The organism is Amazonocrinis nigriterrae CENA67 (assembly GCF_016056305.1).
Taxonomy (GTDB): Bacteria; Cyanobacteriota; Cyanobacteriia; order Cyanobacteriales; family Nostocaceae; genus Amazonocrinis; species Amazonocrinis nigriterrae.
Genome location: NZ_JAECZC010000007.1, coordinates 2682 through 21786, shown reverse-complemented (window position 1 = coordinate 21786; position 19105 = coordinate 2682). Strand labels below are relative to the sequence as shown.

At 39.8% G+C, this 19105-nt stretch carries 13 protein-coding genes and 1 pseudogene; 8 read left to right on the top strand and 6 right to left on the bottom strand.

All coding sequences use genetic code 11. The annotated features are described in order from the left end of the window. Nucleotides 1-33: 33 nt before the first annotated feature. Complete coding sequence (locus I8748_RS05335; RefSeq protein ID WP_198123619.1) at nt 34-372, bottom strand: hypothetical protein; 339 nt, start codon at nt 370-372, stop codon at nt 34-36. Nucleotides 373-754: 382 nt separating this feature from the next. Between I8748_RS05335 and I8748_RS05330 the strand changes: the two genes are divergently transcribed. The 3 genes from I8748_RS05330 (at nt 755) to I8748_RS05320 (ending at nt 5857) form a co-directional block, all read left to right on the top strand. Further along, entirely contained in the window at nt 755-2170 is a 1416-nt protein-coding gene (locus tag I8748_RS05330; RefSeq protein ID WP_198123618.1) for an AAA-like domain-containing protein, read from the top strand. A gap of 554 nt (nt 2171-2724) precedes the next feature. Continuing rightward, entirely contained in the window at nt 2725-4593 is a 1869-nt protein-coding gene (locus tag I8748_RS05325; protein ID WP_198123617.1) for a serine hydrolase, read from the top strand. A 580-nt stretch (nt 4594-5173) separates the two neighbouring features. Then, nucleotides 5174-5857 carry a sigma-70 family RNA polymerase sigma factor gene (locus tag I8748_RS05320; RefSeq protein ID WP_198123843.1) on the top strand — a complete coding sequence of 228 codons (684 nt, stop codon included), beginning with the start codon at nt 5174-5176 and terminating at the stop codon, nt 5855-5857. Between the two features lie 29 nt (nt 5858-5886). Here the strand turns inward: I8748_RS05320 and I8748_RS05315 are convergent, their stop codons facing one another. Beyond that, complete coding sequence (locus tag I8748_RS05315) at nt 5887-6630, bottom strand: class I SAM-dependent methyltransferase (protein ID WP_198123616.1); 744 nt, start codon at nt 6628-6630, stop codon at nt 5887-5889. A 568-nt stretch (nt 6631-7198) separates the two neighbouring features. Here I8748_RS05315 and I8748_RS05310 point away from each other — a divergent pair. Then, entirely contained in the window at nt 7199-8167 is a 969-nt protein-coding gene (locus tag I8748_RS05310) for a glycosyltransferase family 4 protein (RefSeq protein ID WP_198123615.1), read from the top strand. 80 nt (nt 8168-8247) lie between these two features. Beyond that, complete coding sequence (locus I8748_RS05305) at nt 8248-9687, top strand: class I SAM-dependent methyltransferase (RefSeq protein ID WP_198123614.1); 1440 nt, start codon at nt 8248-8250, stop codon at nt 9685-9687. A gap of 358 nt (nt 9688-10045) precedes the next feature. Here the strand turns inward: I8748_RS05305 and I8748_RS05300 are convergent, their stop codons facing one another. After that, on the bottom strand, nt 10046-10819 hold the full coding sequence (locus I8748_RS05300) for a putative sugar O-methyltransferase (RefSeq protein WP_198123613.1): 774 nt from the start codon (nt 10817-10819) through the stop codon (nt 10046-10048). Between the two features lie 271 nt (nt 10820-11090). On the opposite strand from I8748_RS05300, the gene I8748_RS34505 reads away from it, so the two are divergent. Then, nucleotides 11091-11237, top strand: a complete 147-nt coding sequence (locus I8748_RS34505) for a hypothetical protein (RefSeq protein WP_214662436.1) — start codon at nt 11091-11093, stop codon at nt 11235-11237. Between the two features lie 167 nt (nt 11238-11404). Next, a complete protein-coding gene (locus I8748_RS05295) occupies nt 11405-12724 on the top strand; it encodes an ABC transporter substrate-binding protein (protein ID WP_198123612.1) in 1320 nt (439 codons plus the stop codon). Nucleotides 12725-12883: 159 nt separating this feature from the next. Here the strand turns inward: I8748_RS05295 and I8748_RS05290 are convergent, their stop codons facing one another. After that, nucleotides 12884-13438 carry a 1,2-dihydroxy-3-keto-5-methylthiopentene dioxygenase gene (locus tag I8748_RS05290; protein WP_198123611.1) on the bottom strand — a complete coding sequence of 185 codons (555 nt, stop codon included), beginning with the start codon at nt 13436-13438 and terminating at the stop codon, nt 12884-12886. 245 nt (nt 13439-13683) lie between these two features. Between I8748_RS05290 and I8748_RS05285 the strand changes: the two genes are divergently transcribed. Beyond that, on the top strand, nt 13684-15132 hold the full coding sequence (locus tag I8748_RS05285) for a deoxyribodipyrimidine photo-lyase, 8-HDF type (RefSeq protein WP_198123610.1): 1449 nt from the start codon (nt 13684-13686) through the stop codon (nt 15130-15132). A gap of 118 nt (nt 15133-15250) precedes the next feature. Here the strand turns inward: I8748_RS05285 and I8748_RS05280 are convergent. Next, a pseudogene (locus I8748_RS05280) lies at nt 15251-17352 on the bottom strand (protein kinase domain-containing protein). Between the two features lie 96 nt (nt 17353-17448). Beyond that, nucleotides 17449-19105: serine/threonine-protein kinase (locus I8748_RS05275; RefSeq protein ID WP_225896322.1), on the bottom strand; the 1657-nt coding region annotated here is incomplete at its 5' end.

Here is a 19105-nt window from a genome sequence, read left to right as displayed (position 1 = left end):
GTACTTTTCCTGAAAAAACAGGTTACATTAGTTCTAACATGGTGTACACTGCCCCCCCAAATAATAACCAGGACGACGGTCAGACGTAACGCATATTCTTGGAGAGCATACTAAATTGCTTGGAATTTGAGATGATTGCATGTTTGTATTGGGACTCTCTTTCAAAACTTGAGTACTAATTTTTGCTTCCAGCATAAGAGAATTTGCATTATTTACCTTTAGAGGAGGAACTTGAATGATGTCTCCTGATTTATCCGATTGTGACGCGACCTCTGGAATTTGAATCTGAATTTCCTCAGCCATAGCAATAGAGCTAAAGCAGAACAGAAATGATAAAGTCAAAGAGATTAAAAAAACAATTGTGCGTTTCATTGTTTATTTCCTTGTTAGAGATAATTAGATTTACACTGCAAAAAGCAAAAGTTATATAAGATTGACATTCCCACAGATGGAAGCAGTCAGATTCTTAATAAAATTAGAGCATTGAGCCATATTTTAACTTTGCGTAAAATGAATAACATACTCGTAGTTATCTCATTTTTTATTTCAAGTATTGTTGTAAGATATCAATAAAAACCTCTTTTTTACTAAGCTGAACTTTCTGTTTCCAGTATGCTGGATAGTTTACCTGAATAGTTGAGTTAAATTCAGGACTTTTAAAATTTAGGTAAATTCAGGTAAAATCAGAAATAATTAAATTGATAGTTCTTGCTTAGCATATAAAATTTTCAATTCGATTTTAGATGTAATCCTTATGAACTTTAATTTAGATGAAGCAATCAGAATTGCAAATCAAGCAGTCTTTACTAAAGAAAGCAGAAAATTAACAGATGTAGAAATTTTAGTTTTTAAAGGAGCTTGGCACAGACAGGAGTACGATCAAATTGCTGCTCAGAATCAATACACGACGAGTTACATAAGTCAAGATGTAGCTCCCAAACTTTGGAAGCTTCTAACAGAATCTCTAGGTGAAAAAGTCAAGAAAAGCAATTTTAAGGAAGCCTTAAAACGCTATTGGGAACAACAAATAGAATTTAGAGAGATTTTACCAGAAAAAGCCCCGATAAATCTTGAAAATCGTGAAGTAATTTACAATGTGTCTCATGTAGACTTAAATTCGGCAAAAGCACAGAAGCCCACCGACTCGCTAACTATTCAACAAAAGCCATCACCTCTGGTTCATGATATCTATGTAGAGCGCCCTCCCATAGAATCTATTTGCTATAAAACCCTTTTGCAACCAGGATCTCTCATTCGCCTCAAGGCTCCAAGGTTGATGGGGAAAACATCTTTAATGACAAGGGTTCTGGCTCAGGTGGCTTCTGAAGGTTACCGAACTGCTAGTTTAAGTTTTGGTCTGATAGATAAGAGAACGCACTTAACCAATCTCAACAAATTCTTACGTTGGTTTTGCTTGAATCTCAGCCGAGAGTTAGGTTTACCCAGTCAGTTGGATGAATACTGGGATGAAGAAGAAATGGGTACTAAGGTGAGTTGCACTACCTATTTTGAAGAATATTTACTAGTTCACGCAGACAGTCCCCTGGTATTATGCTTAGATGACGTAGATTTACTCTTCCCCTATCCAGAAATTTACGAAGATTTTTTTGGGCTACTGCGATCGTGGTATGAGAAAGCCAGAACCCGCCAAACCTGGAAAAAGCTGCGACTGGTGCTTGTCTACGGAACGGATGTTTACATTCAACTGAATATTAATCAGTCGCCATTTAATGTGGGCTTACCGATTGAGTTAACGGATTTCACTAACTTTCAGCTACAAGACTTGGCTCAACAGCATGGAATGGTAGTCGATAGCGCCGAACTAGAAACACTCATGAATTTGGTGGGAGGTCATCCTTATCTTTTGGAGTTAGCTTTAGCTCACCTCAAAAGTCATCCAGACATTACCCTGAAGGAACTTTTAGAACAAGCGACGACAGAAGCCGGAATTTATGGTCATCATCTGCGGGATTTTTTGTTAAATCTGCAAGAGCATCCAGAGTTAACTTTGGCTTTCAAAAAAGTAGTTACTTCTACGACTCCCGTGCGATTGGAATCTGTGCAGACTTATCAGTTGCAAAGTATGGGGTTAGTGAAACTTATTGGCAATGAAGTGGAGCCTCGCTGTTATTTGTATCGTCAATATTTCTCTGAGCGCTTAGGGACTTAAAATTAAAAAAACTTTAAATAACGTGAGTTCGATGAACCTCTCCCCAAACCCCTCTCCGACGCGGAGAGGGGCTTTAATATCATGTCCGCTCAATCACCCTTAATATCCGCGCTTACCCCACCCCGCCAAAGCGATGCTTTGTCTCCCTGCCCCTAATCCCCAGAGGGGGCCCCGAGTTCCCCTTGGTAAGGGGAGGGGTTGGGGGTGGGGTGTTTTTATTATGGTCAATTTACCGGACTTGATATAACATCCTTACGGGTGTTGTCGGTGGGTTAAGAGTGCAGTGCGTTAGCCCAAAAACATCGCCCAAATCTGCATTATTGCGATCGCTGACAAAATTTTTCGGTCTACTGAATTTATCTGACTTTTGCAATTCCTGAATTTAACTCAACTATTTGCTTCAATCATTCAACATACTATCAATTAGGAAATGAGGCAAACTTAAACATCAGCTTCAGCTTAATACCAAGTGAAAGCAAAAGTTATCAAGCCCATATCCTAGCGAAAAAAGCAAAAAACTTCGTATCAATTAAACTGAAAAACAGGTAAGTAAAATGATCGATTCTCTTGAGAAAATTAATATTAGGGATAGTAGTGTATGGGTGGCCCGTCATGGGTTGACTTCAGCACAATATCAAAGTGAATTTAATAAATTCACTGCTGAAGGTTTTCGTCCGGTGCAGGTGAGTGGTTATGCTGTAGGTAATCAAGACCGCTATGCTGTAATTTTTGAAAAAACTGCTAATGCACCAGCTTGGGTAGCACGTCATGGGTTGACTTCAGCACAATATCAAAGTGAATTTAATAAATTCACTGCCGAGGGTTTTCGTCCGGTGCAGGTGAGTGGTTATGCTGTAGGTAATCAAGCTTTTTATGCAGTCATCTTTGAAAAAACTGCGAATGCACCAGCTTGGGTAGCACGTCATGGGTTGACTTCAGCAGAATATCAAAGCGAATTCAACAAATACACTGCCCAAGGTTTTCGTCCTGTGGATATTAGCGGCTACACTGTGGGCAATCAAGATTTTTATGCAGTCATCTTTGAAAAAACTGCGAATGCACCAGCTTGGATAGCACGTCACGGAATGACTTCAGCAGAATATCAAAGTGAATTTAACAAATACACTGCCCAAGGCTTCCGCTTAATTAAAGTTAGTGGCTACAGTCTCAACGGTCAAGATAGATATGCCGCACTCTGGGAAAAATCCGGTAGTGGGGCTTGGGTAGCGCGTCATGGTATGAGTTCCCAAGCATATCAAGACGAATTTGATCGTTACTTTTATCAAGGCTATCGTCCTGTATGGGTGAATGGTTACACCGTCAATGGTGAAGACAGATATGCAGCTATCTGGGAAAGCCAAAACGGTTATAACTCTTCAGAATTGCAAGCTATAGATCAAACTGTGGCGCAGTTTATGCAAGATTATGATGTTCCTGGTCTTTCTTTGGCTATTGCTAAAGATGGACGTTTAGTGTTAGCTAAAACCTACGGTTTGGCTGATAAATCGACAGGTCAAAGAGTTGCACCTCGTCACCGTTTCCGCATTGCAAGTGTATCGAAACCTATTACCGCGATCGCAATTATGAAACTGGTGGAGCAAGGTAAGCTCAAGTTAAGCGATCGCATTTTCGGTCAAGGTGGGATTTTAGGCACTACCTACGGCACAACCCCCTATAAACCCAATATCGATCAAATCACTGTAGAACATTTACTGAGCCATTTAGCTGGTGGTTGGTCTAACAGTAGCAATGACCCGATGTTTTCTAATCCTTCAATGAATCATACCCAATTAATTAGTTGGGTATTAGATAACCGTCCCTTAGATAATCCACCAGGAACTAAACATGCTTACTCTAATTTTGGTTTCTGTGTTTTGGGGCGAGTAATTGAAAAGGTGACAGGGCAAACCTACGAAAATTACGTAAAAACTAATATCCTCCAACCATCAGATATCACTGATATGCAAATTAGTGGCGACACCTTAGCCGAGAAAAAAGCCAACGAAGTTACCTATTACGGTCAAGGTGGCGAAGACCCCTACAGTATGAAAGTGGCCAGAATGGATGCTCACGGTGGTTGGATTGCCAAACCGAGTGATTTAGTGCGTTTGTCCGTGCGGGTAGATGGTTTCAATCCCAAACCTGATATTCTTGGTGCTAGTGCCATCGCAACTATGTATCAAGGCTCAAGTGTTGACCCTGGTTACGCCAAAGGATGGGCTGTAAACTCAGCTAATAACCATTGGCATAACGGCAGCTTACCAGGAGAACAAGCACTTCTTGTCAATACTAGTGATGGTTTCTCTTGGGCAGTCTTAGTTAACACCCGCAGTCAAAAATCAAACTTCGGTAGTGACCTTGACCAACTCATGTGGAAAATTAAAAGTAAAGTCACCAATTGGCCATCTTTTGATTTGTTTTAGCCATTAGATGATGATGCTAGGACTTACGCACTGTACAAAGTAACTATAGTGTGAGTTCGATGAACCTCTCCCCAACCCCTCTTTGATGCGGAGAGGGGCAGAAATATTCTTACTTTTCAACGAAGAAATCAGGTTTTCAAAGCCTCTCTCCCTGTGGGGGAGAGGTTTGGAGAGGGGTTTTTAAAATCCGTCGAACTCACTCACGTTAACTATAGTGTGACGGTATTTGGTTGTTACAAGCGCTTTGCATAACCATGATTGATTCGCACATATGCGATCGCTAGATGCTAAACATAACTGAAACACCCAAATTACTGATAGTACTTATGTACGATGCCTAAGTCCTAACATGCACCTAAATAAATACATGCACAAAAACAGTATCAACCAAAATTTTACTTCGCGTGAACAAGTAATTTATCGTTATATTTTGGCGCTTGAGCAAGGACATATGGACAATGTTGCTCTTGTACTAGAAACAGCTATGGATGATCCGCAGTTGGAAAAGATTATTGTCGAGATTAACCTTGAGTATCAAAAAAAAGAGCAATTGATGCCAATTGCAATAGAAACTCAAGCCATCTGTAATTTACTCACCGCTGACAACTTAGTCAAAGAACAACCAGATGAACAGCTAAAATGTTTGGTTGCTCAAGCATGTAGACATTTACCTGGAAGCCAAGAGCGTCAGAAGCTTCTTACGCAAATTATACGCTTGAGTTCTAGTAAACTGTGGAAGGAAAGTACTCCTTACTATCAAGACGCACTGCAACAAACTTGGTTATATTTTTGTCGTAACGTTTGTGAGGGTTTGACAGGTCAAACCTACGATCCTGCTTATGGTAGTGTCATCACTTGGTTAAATGCCTACCTCAAACGCAGATTACAAGACTCTCACATGAACCAATACCGGGAACAAGCTACAAAAGTTCCTTTGAAGATTCGTCAGTCTGGGTCAGGTGGAAACAGTGAAATCATCGATCCTGTGGATAACCTGCCAGCTACTCCCCAAGCTCCTCCTATTCTAGAAGAGTTGGAGGTATGGGTGAAGACAGACTCAGATGGAGAATTACGTAGTATTCACGTTAAGGGGCGTCCAGAAATTAATTGTCAAGTATTAATTCTCAAACGCTTACCCCCGGAAGTTAGTTGGAAAGAACTGTCTGAGGAATTTGGGCTATCAATTCCCACATTAAGCAGTTTTTATCAGCGTCAATGCCTACCGCGTTTGCGGAAATTTGCTAAATCGGAAGGCTGGTTATAAAAATACGAGGAAAAGGTACAATATATAAATTAACTCCATTTACGATAACAACGAGTTGTTATGAAGTAAGGTTGAAAAACTTCTATGAATTTGCTTTGAATTGTTTTGAAAAAGGTGTTAACTACTTCAGGGTCATCCATGTGAAAGGGAAATTCTTGATTAGCACCTTTATAGAAATACCAGTTGAGAATAATTTTACCTTCAGGTTTGAGAATTTCATGGAAATGTAGCAGCTGCTGACTGGGATCTGGTAAATGTTCTAAAACATCAAAGGAAAGGATTGTATCGAAAGTCTCTGTTGGAGGTATTTCTTCACAAACAATAATTTTATGGCTCAGCCCCATCTGTTCGACTCGATAACGAACAAAATCACGACTAATAGAATTAATATCACAGTAGACTACTTGTTCAACTTCAGGGCAAAGAGCAGCGCCAATGGTATGAGTTCCAATCCCACCACCAAAATCTAACACCCGACCTTGAGCATGATCCGCAATTAATAGCAGCGTCTCTCCAATATAGTCAGAACTTCCAAGATGCCATGCTCCCAACTCAAATAAATAAAGTTCTCCTACCTTGTCACGATAAAAAGCTGCTGCTTTTTCCCAATCAAAATCTTTGTGGCCTAACTCGGCTAATTGTTTCTGACCAGTTTCTAATTTCAGATCTAGTGTTTTTGAATCTAAATGCAAATATTCTTGTAGATGTTGCTTTAAGTAAAATGAATCTTTCGAGTAGCTGCTTAAAAAGGGTGGAAATGAAATTTTAGTCATAAAATTGATTTATTCTCATCAATAAGACATTATTTTAAATGGATACTAAATATCTTATAAATTTAAATTTACCATTTGTTTAAATTTGTTTCAATATATAATCTTATAATATTTCTTCAGTAAAAAGTGCTTCTTGTGGTAAAACGCCAGAGTTTCAAAACCTTGCCTTGTGGGTCAAGCCTCATGTAGCGGCGATTTCCAGTAAGGTGTAGGATATCAGATCAAGGAAATTTGGGGCGATCGCTTGGGTAATTTGCGTATTCATGTTATGTTTTAACTGCTTTTTGTTGACAACGGTGTAGTCATCACTTTGGTGTATGGGGCATGTTGCATATCTGGAAATAGATAAGGCTTTTATAGCATGGCTTTTACTTCAGGACATACTGTACCACGGCGGCGTCTCCCCAAAGCAGTGACTCGTCTGCATCAGCCAAAAAAAGATTTGTGCAAGAGGTATATTTTATAACTTTTTACAGTATACTTTTAAATGCTTGATATTGAGTATTTAACAAAAGAGTTAAATCTACAAGAGTTTTCGTTAAAATTTTCAGTTCAGTTATAGAGGTTTATGATGAGAATTGCTTTTGTAGGTTGGGGTTATATGCCTGAACCACCCTTATCAAATTCTATTTATACTCTCATGCATGAATACAAACAACATTTAGAAGAGCTTGGACATCAAGTTGATATATTAAATAATAAAAATGTTCATGAAACTATCAAGTATTTAAATGATAATAATTATGCTTTTGTGCATTCACATGCCTATAACTTTGTTGCTGAGTTAAATCAAAAGCTTAAGCAAAAATACTGTTTTACATCCCATTATGGTTATTTATTGAAAGAAGATAGATGGGATGAAAACTTTCAAGAAGCATTTAAACCTTACATGGATGTGCCTGGTATAATTGCACCTTCTCGCCTGACAGCAGAATTTTTTCAAAAAAAAGGCTATTCTGGATATTTAAAAATTCAACCTAACGGTATTGACACTAAGAAATTTAACTTTCAAGAAAAAGGCAATAATAAAGCCGTATGTTTAGGTTGGATTCAACCAAGAAAACAACAAAGGTTACTAGCAGAAGCAATAGATGGAAAGTTAGAACTAGATTTTGTTGGGCCTTTAGATGACCCTGATTTTATAGAAGTAACCACAACAAAATATTTAGGTATCTGGAGTTTAGAACAAGTTTATGCCAATCTCACAAATTATAATTGTTTAGTTTTAATTAGTGATGGAGAACTTGCACCACTTGTAGTACTTGAGGCTCTAGCAGCAGGTTTATGTGTTGTTGTTTCTGAATCAGCTAGCGCTAATTTACACACCAAAGAATTTATTAGAGTTTTACCAGATAACATTTTAAGTAATGCTACCCCAGAGAATCAAACAATAATTAGTGAAACAATTATTGAGATGATTGAAAAAAATCAAAATTATCGGCAAGAAATTGTAGAATATGCCAAAGAAAATTTTGACTTTAGTCACCTGGTTAAAAACTACCTTCAGATTATTGACGAATTCAAAGATTTTTATTAGAGATTGACATTAGTCATTGTATAAATATACAAATAACGAGTGATACCCTTTATAACCAGAATATTTTTAGCAATAAAATTATGAATAAAGAAACAGTAGAATTTATTGATCGAGAATTTTTAGCAGATGGAGATTATGTTGCACCTGGATTAGAAATCATCAAACCAGACAAATGTTTCCCTAATATGATTGTGGTAGATACCAGCGTTTCTGATTGGCCTTATCTCAGGCACGAAATTCCGCATAACTGGTATGTAGATAAAAGAGACACATATGTTGGATTTCTGAATAGAGATGAAGCTCATATTCTTTATAATACTGCCCTAAAATTTAGAGGTAAAAGAGCTTTAGAAATTGGCTGCTGGTGTGGTTGGTCTGCCTGTCATATAGCTTTAGCAGGAGTAGAATTAGATGTCATTGACCCTATATTAGCCGAAGAAGATATTTATGAAACTGTAAGTAATTCTTTGCAATGTGCAGGTGTTAGGGATTTAGTTAATCTAGTCATCGGTTATAGCCCACAAAAAGTAGAGGAATTAGCACAACAATTACAACGTAAGTGGTCGTTCTTTTTTATTGATGGCTCTCATGATGCTCCAAGCCCACTCAATGATACGATAATCTGTGAACAATTGGCACAGACAGATGCTTTAATTTTATTTCATGATTTAAATTCTCCTGATGTTGCTCAAGGCTTAGATTACTTGAAGCAAAAAGGGTGGAATACAATGATCTATCAAACTATGCAAATCATGGGAGTTGCTTGGCGGGGGAATATTGAGCCAGTTCAACATCAGCCTGATCCCAAAGTTAATTGGAATTTACCAGAGCATTTGCAAAACTATTCTGTAAGTAATTTATCACCTGATTTAGTCAATGAATTCCTAGAAATTGTTACGGCTATCAGACCCTATACTTTATTAGGTGAAGCACGTTTATTTTCACTCTACTCTCTAGCCAAGAAAGTTTGTATAGAAGATATTCCCGGAAACTTTGTTGAATGTGGAAGTTGTAAAGGGGGAGCAGCAGCACTTTTAGCATTTGTAATCAAGCGCTACAGCCTTCGTCCACGCTTACTTTATGCCTGTGATACTTTTGAAGGAATGCCCGATCCAACTGAAGTTGATATATCCAATGGAATACCCGCAAACCTCACAGGATTTGGAGTTGGCACTTTAAAAGCTCCAATTGCAGAAAATATAGAGACAATTTGCAAATTATTGAATGTTGCAGATATTGTTGTACCTGTTAAAGGTTTATTTGCTGAAACATTGCCTCAATATAAATCAGAGATCGGTAATATTGCCTTACTACACGCCGATGGAGACTGGTATGAATCAACGATGGACATCTTTAATACACTTTATGACAGCGTTGTTCCTAATGGTTTGATTCAGGTGGATGACTACGGTTATTGGGACGGTTGCAAGAAAGCTTTACATGATTTTGAAAGTTTGAGAAAAGAACAATTTAAACTTCATCTAATTGACTATACTGCGGTGTGGTTTAAGAAGGGTTAAATAATAAATACCCAACACATTTAATAAAATCAGGACTTACGCAACTGGCACACATATTTTCTGCGATGGCAGTCAATATTCAAGAGTCAAGGGTCAAAAACCTTAATTTTTGGACTATTGACTCTTCACTTTTGACAACCTATACCAAAAAAAATATGACACTCGCGTAAGTCCTAAAAATAAGTAGCTCAACCTAATTAAGCACTTTTCATGTCAGTGAAGTAACTACCTCACCCGCCCTATCAGGCGGGTAGGGTATACTCAATTAACTTGCAATCTGCTGTATTACTGAAATTTTTTGTGATGCATTGGGCAATTAAAAATCACTTGAAGTTTTATTGAATCTGGGTAAGTTTTACTACCAGACTAAAGTACAATCTTTAGGGTGTAATATCCCAACTTCTGGATTTACTCTGATTTGGGGAATGAGCTGAATCAACTCTTCTTTTGTATAGGAATGAAAATCTTCTGGATTGATTTCATTGTATGTAATATAGCCTTTTGTGGCAGAAAGAAGCACTTTTTCTAGATAAATATCTTGTACTTCTCGTCTGATCTCCGTAAAAGCATAATTGCTGATCACCAGGTCATAATTCTCTTTGGATAACTCATTCATTGTTTTATAGATCAGCGTCGTATTTAACGGGTAATGATCTAGATACCTTTGAGCTAGCATTAGTACTGGTTTTAAGTCAACCAACGTATAGGTTTTTACCTTAAAATAACTATTGATAATTCTACACATTCCTCCATAACCAACTCCGATTTCACATATATTTACGTTGTCTAGAGTGCCGAATTCAGATTCTAAATCTGACAAAATTTTTATATATCGCAGCGTAGGTGGTGCTATTGTACCAATGCCGTCATAATCAAAAACTTCAGGATTGCCAATCTGATCATTTTTCAGAAATTCATTAATCTTACTTAAGACATTAGAGGAAGACTTCTTGGTTGCTTCCAGATACTCTAAACCTTGCTCGAAAGAGTCGTGTTCTAATGCAATCCTGTATATTTCGTTGCGACGGAAATCTCTGAATATGGAATAATCCAAACTGGCTTTCAAACAAAATTCAGGATAGTCAATATTGTCAGTCAGGCTAGTTTGAAAAGCCTTATTTTGGAAGTCCATGCTAACTACTGTCCTTGTTGAGTGATAATTGTTTATTCAGCAAGCCTATAAATGAATATTCAGAAGTCATTTATAAATAAAAGCTGAAATAGAAGAGTGTGTGAATAGCTCTTCTGTAAGATACCTAGCAGATACTGTAGTGTAGGCCGAAGCTGACTAGCGCTCTGGCCTCAGAGTCAGGTTACAAAACTGACTACAAATCTGCTGTGTTATGTGTAAAATTACCACATCTTAGAGGTATGTTCAATATTTTGGATACAACATCTTAAATATGTTCTATGACAGCATTCTTCCAAATGGTATAATTTTGATGGATAACTACGGTTATTGGGAAAGTCGCCAGAAAGCTTTACATGAGTTTGAATATTTGAGAGGAGAGCAATTTAACCATTATCGAATTGTCTACACTGTAGTGTAGTTTCAGAATAGTGAAGTGATAGGTATTCAACAGACCTAAAAACAGAGCAAAGATATAAACCGAAATACGTAGTAATAAGTTTGTAGTGGAATTTTTCCCAATAACCAAACTTATCTATGAAGTTTTAATTTCATCCTTCAGATGAGGCAATTGGTTAAATATTTAGTATGAATTTTACCTTTTTCCAATCCCCAATCCAAAACTTTTATGGCAAGTTGATTAATTCTGCTTGGCGGCTTTTACTTTTGGTAATTGTTCTCGGTATATGTCTCATATTTTTATCTGGTTGTCAGGCAACAGCACAGAATAATGACGGAGTAATTCATATAAGCTTATGGCAAACAATCAATCCCCCTCCTAATCGGGATGTGTTTAATAAACTAGTAGACAAATTTAATCAAACTCATACTGATATTCAGGTAGATTCCATCTTCATCGGTCAACCCCAATTACCAAAAATCTTAACAGCAGTTGTGGGCAATGCACCTCCAGATATTCTGTCATACGATCCACAAGTTACAGGTCAGTTTGCAGAATTAGGAGCGATTCGACCTTTAGATGATTGGCTGGAAAAATTACCGTTGAAGTCAGAAATTATCCCCAGTCTATTTGATGAATTGAGCGTAGACGGTCATACTTGGTCAATTCCCTTATACACAGCCAATCTCGGTATTTTTTACCGACCGAAGCTTTTCCAAGCTGCGGGAATCACAGAAACACCAAAGACTTGGGAAGAATTAAGGCAAGTTGCTCAAAAGTTGACTATTGACCGCAATGGTGATCATAAACCCGAACAGTATGGAATGTTACTGCCTTTAGGAAAGCAAGAATGGACTGTTTTTAGTTGGTTCCCTTTTTTATTGAGTGCTGGGGGCGAGGTAGTGACAGATAATAAACCGAATTTGCTGAATAAGGGGGCTATTAGTGCTTTGCAGTTCTGGAAAGACCTGATGACAGATGGTTCAGCGACCCTTTCTCCTCCCGAACGTGGTTATGAGGAAGACGCTTTTATTACGGGTCGGGTTGCTATGCAAATCACAGGCCCTTGGACTTATATCATGAAGTCTAACGTTGATTATGGGGTGTTTCCAATGCCTGCAAATGTTGGACGGGCGACGGTGACAGCTACGGGAGCGATGTTTGTGATGAAGACAACGCCAGCAAGAGAACAAGCTGCACTCAAGTTTTTGCAGTTTGTTTTGAGTGAAGAATTTCAAAAAGAATGGAGTATTGGGACGGGTTTTTTACCAGTTAATTTGAAAGCCGCCCAAAGTGAAGCTTATCAGCAATTTCTCAGCAAAAAACCAGTATTAAAAGTGTTTTTGGATCAGACTTCTGTGGCACGCGCTCGACCGATTATTGCTGGGGCTAGTCGTCTTTCTGACAGTCTTGGTCGAGCCATTGAAGCCACATTATTGGGTGAGTCTACCGAAGTAGCTCTCCAAAAAGCCCAAGAGCGTATAGAACTTATTTGGGATAATAAATAATACCATTTTGGATTTGAGATTTTGGATTGTGAAACTCAGTAGGGGCGGGTTTACCCAGATCATCATTAATAATTGATAATATTTCTAAACTCGCCCCTACCAGTCTTGCATCACCCGGCATCATTTTTTCAAATTGGTATAAAGATTTGAAATTAAGAATTAGTGCGGCTTGTTGAGAGAATCACTCAATGGAGTGCCTGTATAGTTCGGTATCCAGCCGTCTGCTGTTGTGAAATAGCGTACCGCTTTACAATATAATGATGCCGTAGGACTACACCAATGTTCTACTCCTGCTGGGATGTAAATATAGTCTTGGGACTGAAGTAAAAGCTGTACCTGGCTACCATCGGGTCTCACGAATCCAAAGATCATTTCTCCTGCCAAGATGTAAAGCGGCTCAGAAGCGCTATGAGTATGGTAGCGGCTGTAAGCATCTATCAACATTTGCAGATTGGGTGAACCTGGATGCACATTCAGCAAGTCACACCACAAAGAGCCATTTTCTTGTTGGAGAAATTCAAAGACACCGTTGTGTAGTTCTACAATGTAGCGCTTCTCTGAATCAGTCAAAACGTCCTGTTCTAATAGATCGGGAAAAAGCAGCGATGTTCCTGGGTCATAGTGTTTCACATAGATGCCAACAGGAGCAAGTTCACGAGCTATCTCACTTAAATCGCTCTCAATTGTACCGTCGTCTAATAGTAGGGTAGGCATGACAGAAAGACTAATTCACTATTAAGAAAAGTATACTCAACTTTAACTCAACAAGCCACTTTCTCCGATAGAGTTACTGGGGATTTTGGGAGCAGGGGAGTGGGGGAGATGAGGAGCATGGGGGGATGGGGGAAAAAACTTCTCCCTCCTGCCTCTTGCCTCTTATAAATTTATTGGCAGAATGATGCTTATGGGTATCACTTAGCTTTAATCTAGTACAAGCGAACTATTATTTTTGGTATAGAATGTCTGACTTAATTCTATTTTGGCATCGCCGCGATTTACGTATTTCTGATAATACAGGACTGGCTGCGGCAAGACAGCAAAGTCCAAGGGTAGTGGGGGTGTTTTGTCTTGATCCCAATATTCTGGAACGAGATGATGTTGCTCCGGTGAGAGTTACTTACATGATTGGCTGTTTGCAGGAACTACAACGGCGATATGCTGAAGCTGGCAGTCAATTGTTAATACTTCATGGTAATCCTGTGGAAGCAATTCCAGCTTTAGCAGCGGCTTTGCAAGCCAAGGCTGTGTTTTGGAATTGGGATGTAGAACCGTATTCACAAGAACGCGATCGCACTATCATCAATTCACTGAAAGAAAAAAGCATTGAGTCTCTTACCCACAACTGGGATCAAATTCTCCATGCACCAGAAGAAATACGCTCTGGTAGTAATCAACCTTACACAGTTTACACTCCTTTCTGGAAAAATTGGCATAGCAAAGCCAAAGCTAAACCAGTAGAAACTCTACAAAATGTCGAGGGATTGACGCAAACAGAACAGGAAACAGCAAACATTGCAGGAGCAATTCAATTACCAACAGCCAAAGATTTAGGATTTATTTGGGATGGAGGATTAATTATTTCACCAGGAGAAGCGGCGGCGCAAGCAAGGCTGGAAGAATTTACTACTAAAGCCATTACCGAATATCAAGAACAGCGCAATTTTCCCGCAGTAGATGGTACCTCAAAACTGAGTGCAGCTTTGAAATTTGGTGTAATTGGCATTCGCACTGTATGGCAAGCTACAATCGAGGCGCTAGAAAATAGCCGCAGTGACGAAGCAGCAGCAGGTATCCGCACATGGCAACAAGAAATAGCCTGGCGGGAATTTTACCAACATGCAATGTATAATTTTCCAGAATTAGCTGAGGGTGCTTACCGCGACGCCTTCAAAAACTTTCCTTGGGAAACCAACGCAGAACATTTCCAAGCTTGGTGCGAGGGGAGAACTGGGTATCCTATCGTGGATGCAGCCATGCGCCAGTTAAATGAAAGCGGCTGGATGCACAACCGCTGTCGGATGATTGTTGCTAGTTTCCTCACCAAAGACTTGCTGATTAATCCCCAATTGGGAGAAAAATATTTTATGCAGAAGTTAATTGACGGAGATTTATCTGCTAATAATGGTGGCTGGCAATGGAGTGCTTCTAGTGGTATGGATCCCAAACCTGTGCGGATTTTCAACCCAGCCAGTCAAGCACAAAAATTCGATGCAGAAGCTGAATATATCCGGCAATGGGTGCCAGAATTGCGGTCTTTGGATACAGAATATTTAGTTACTGGTAAAATTTCGCCTTTGGAGCGTCATGGGCTTGGCTATCCTGACCCAATTGTAGACCATAAAAAACAGCAGCAGCTGTTTAAACAGCGTTATCAACAGCAAAAAGCTTTGAGTAGTGCTGAGTGCTGAGTGCTGAGTGCTGAGTGCTGAGTGCTGAGTGCTGAGTGCTGAGTATAAAACCAATTGTTGTACTATCCCCTCAGCTCCCCTGCTCCCTTGCTCCCTTGCTCCCTTGCTCCCCTGCTCCTCAGTTCCCCTGCTCCTCAGCTCCCTTGCTAGAATCAGTCTGCGTTGGTGTAGGCTCAGGTGTAGTGGCTTCTGTAGGAGTTGGTGTAGATGTAGGCGTAGGTTCAGGTGTGGTAGTTTCTGTGGGTGTAGTTGTAGGTGTTGGCGATGGGGGAGGAGTGGGATTTTCTACTGTGAGACTCAGTTGATAATCTACTGGTTTTGATGCTGTGGAAACTACGACAAATTCATAAAATCCGTTTTCTGGTAATTTAGTTGACAAACTACGCTGCTTGGAATCTTCCAAAAATGTGATTTTGCCGGAAGGAGAATAGACTGAAAACAAAACTTGGGAATTTGCTTCTAGCTTCAATTCCATAGATTGTTCTTTGGCAAGTCCAGCAATGAAAACTTTACCATCGCCAGGCTGGAGAGTACCGCTAACTGTTTTGCTTGTAGCACCAGGATCAAAGACAATTTTCTGGAAAGCACTTTTAGAAAGAATGGCGTTGAATTTATCGTTAACAAAACCATACCAAACTTGTCCGATGGGTTTGTCGATAAATTTTTTACCTCGCTGTTCAGGAAATACATTGAAGAAGGCAGCATCACCTAAATCAAACAAAGAACGACTACCAACGTTGATTTGATTGACTTCGACTTTCCAGCGATCGCGCTCTGCTGTAGTATAAGTACCGAGTTGCCGACGCGCCCTACCACTAAGTGATGACAGCTTTTCGAGTAATGATGTGGCTGTTTTATCCCATTCTGCCCGTAAACTTTCATCTTCGGGGCCATCACTAAGGGTACGTCCCTGCAAACTGGGATTTTTCTCCCAGAAGAATTGATTCACCAAGTTAACGTAGAATGTCTCATCAATACCCAACTGTTGACGGCGATCGCTTAATCTTTGTTTACGCTGCCGTTCTGCTGGTGAATATTGCGCTAAAGGATCGACTGGCTGATTCTGAGTTGGGGTAGGGCTAGATGTTGGTGCTGGGTTTTCTACCACATTTCGTTGTCCACTATTTACTCCCCACCAAATTAATCCGGCTGAACCAGCCAACACCAATGCTACTACGAAAGCTTTTGTTGGTGTCCACCAGCTTGTAGGCTCGATGGGAGGAGGGGGATATGAGGGGGTTGAGTTGGCGGATAGCTAACTGGTACTGGGTTGAGTGCTTCTAGGACTTGACGAGCTGACTGATAGCGATCGCCTGGTCTAGAGGATAGCATTTTATCTAATATCTGTCCCAAAAGCGGACTCAGGGTAATTTCTCGTCGCCATTGCCAAGTCAGGGTATAGGTATCAATTAATTCTTGGGGCTGTTTGCCTGTTAATAAAACTAGGGCTGTTGCTGCCAAAGCATACAAATCACTGTGAGGGGATACTAACCCAGTTTGCATTTGTTCTGGCGGGGCAAATCCTACTTTACCCAGTAAGGTTGCTGCTGGGGGAGATGGCATTACACCAGGTTGGTAATATTGGGAGGCGACAGTTGCCACTACTTGTTTAACACCGCCAAAATCAATTAACACTGGTAGTTGATCAACGGTGCGTAAAATTAAGTTATCTGGCGAAATATCCCGATGAATTACTCCTAAAGAGTGGATATATTCTAAAACTGGCAAAATTTGCTGTAACAGCTGGCGAACTTCCGCTTCTGTAAACCGTAAACCCTGCTGTTTGCGGTCATTTAATAAAGAATTATAAGTTTGCCCTTCCACATAATCTTGCACCAAAAATAGGTATTCTTTGCCGTCTAAATTGATGCGAAACAGTTCTCTAAAGCGGGGAATTTGTGGGTGTTGTAGTTTATAGAGAACACTTGCTTCTCTCTCAAAAAGTTCTGCGGCTTTTTGGACAACATAGGCAGTTTGAACTTGGGGGGAAAATTCCTTTAAAACACAAGATTCGCGGAAGCGGTTGATATCTTCGGCTAAATAAGTACGTCCAAAACCTCCTTGGCCAAGTTGACGCACAATTACATAGCGATCGCCCAAAGTTAACCCTGGTTGAATACCATAACTTACAGGCGCACCCGACAACTTTTCACCACACTGAAGACAAAAACGGCTACCTGGGGAATTTTCGTGACCTTGAGAACAATATATTTTAGTCATTTGTCAATAGTCAGTTGTCAGTGGTCAGTGGTCAGTTGTCAGTGGTCAGTGGTCAGTAGTTATTCTCCCCTGCACCCCTGCACCCCTGCTCTTTCATTATGTGCCAGATTTTACTTTACTAACTTTATCGGCTGCGATCGCATACCAAATTTGACCGAAAGTCTGTTGATTCAGTTTCCCACGCTGCTGACCAGGAAACAACTGATCGAATTTTTGATATGTGTCTTTATTGAGTTGACTAATTGTATAGTTCCCTAATTGTCCCGCTCGCGCTTGTTGTCTCCAATTTTCGTAATCTTTTTGACTATAGCTGCCCAATTTCTGACGCGCTGCTGTACTGAGGTTAGCTTGTTCTAGTTTATTCAGCAAGTCACTAGCGATACTAGACCATTCATTTCGTAAAGCTGCATCTTCTGACTTAGATGTCAAGCTACGTCCCCGTAGTTCAGGGTTTTTAGTATAAAATAAACTATCAACAAACCTTGTAAAAAATACTTCGGGAATTTCTAGTTGTTGGCGGCGGCTGATAATTTGGGTGTTGTCTTCACGCTGTTTGTCACTTGCTGGTTTACTCAGAGGATTTGGTAACTGTGGGATTTGCGGTAGAGAAATTGATGGAACTTTGATTGATGTTACCCCTGTAATGACTGCATTAACTGCTGCCCATGTTCCTACACCAACTAAGACAACTAAAGCGGTTCCTCCAAGACTCACAGCAAAAGGGCGAATCCAAATTGGCAAAGGTATAGATTGAGTTACTAATTGTGTTTTACTGTGGATTTTGCTGATGACGGTCTGAGCGCGTTTGCGTCCAGGGGCAACTATCATTGTTTTAATCTTGGTGACATTGGTGGTTGGTGCTTGAGTGATAGTTGGCGACGGTAAATCTTTGAGGATTTGCTCAGCTGTTTGGTAGCGATCGCTTGGTTTATAAGCCAGCATCTTTTTTAACACATTTTCTAGGGTGATGCTGATATTGATTTCCTTCCCCCAATACCAAATTCCTTGATAGCTGTCGTACAGTTTTTGCGGTTCTTTGCCTGTGAGTAATACTAATGTAGTTACAGCCAAAGAGTAAAAATCACTACTAAAAAAAACTTTTCCGTGCCGTAGTTGTTCTTCTGGCGCGTAGCCTTTTTTACCCAACAAAGTGTGATTAACAGCTAACTTCGTGAACCAAAAACCCTGAGAGGCAGGTAATTGCTTAACACCACCAAAGTCTATTAACACCGGCATTTGATCGGAACTTCGTAAAATCAAATTATCGGGAGAGATATCGCGGTGAACTACATCTTGTGAGTGGATGTAGGATAACACTGGTAAAATATTTTGCAATAAAGTTATGATTTCTTCTTCGCTAAAAGCTTTACCCTGACTTTGACGCTTTTCTAATAACTGGGAATAATTATCACCATCAATATAATCTTGAGCTAACAAGAAAAAATCTTTACTGCCTATTTTCACTTGCAGCGAGGCGTGAAAACGAGGAATTTGCGGATGTTGGAGTTTTTTGAGGACACTTGCTTCCCGTTCAAACAACTCCTTAGCTTTTTGTAAATCCTGTTTTTGTTGGACTTGGGGTGCAAACTCCTTCAGCACACAAGTTTGATGAGATTGATCTCCATCCTCCGCCAGATAAGTGCGTCCAAAGCCGCCCTGTCCGAGTTGGCGTATAATTCGATAGCGATGATTTACAACCTGTCCCACAGCAAGAGGCAATGGTTCACCACAGTGGGTACAAAAACGATTACTG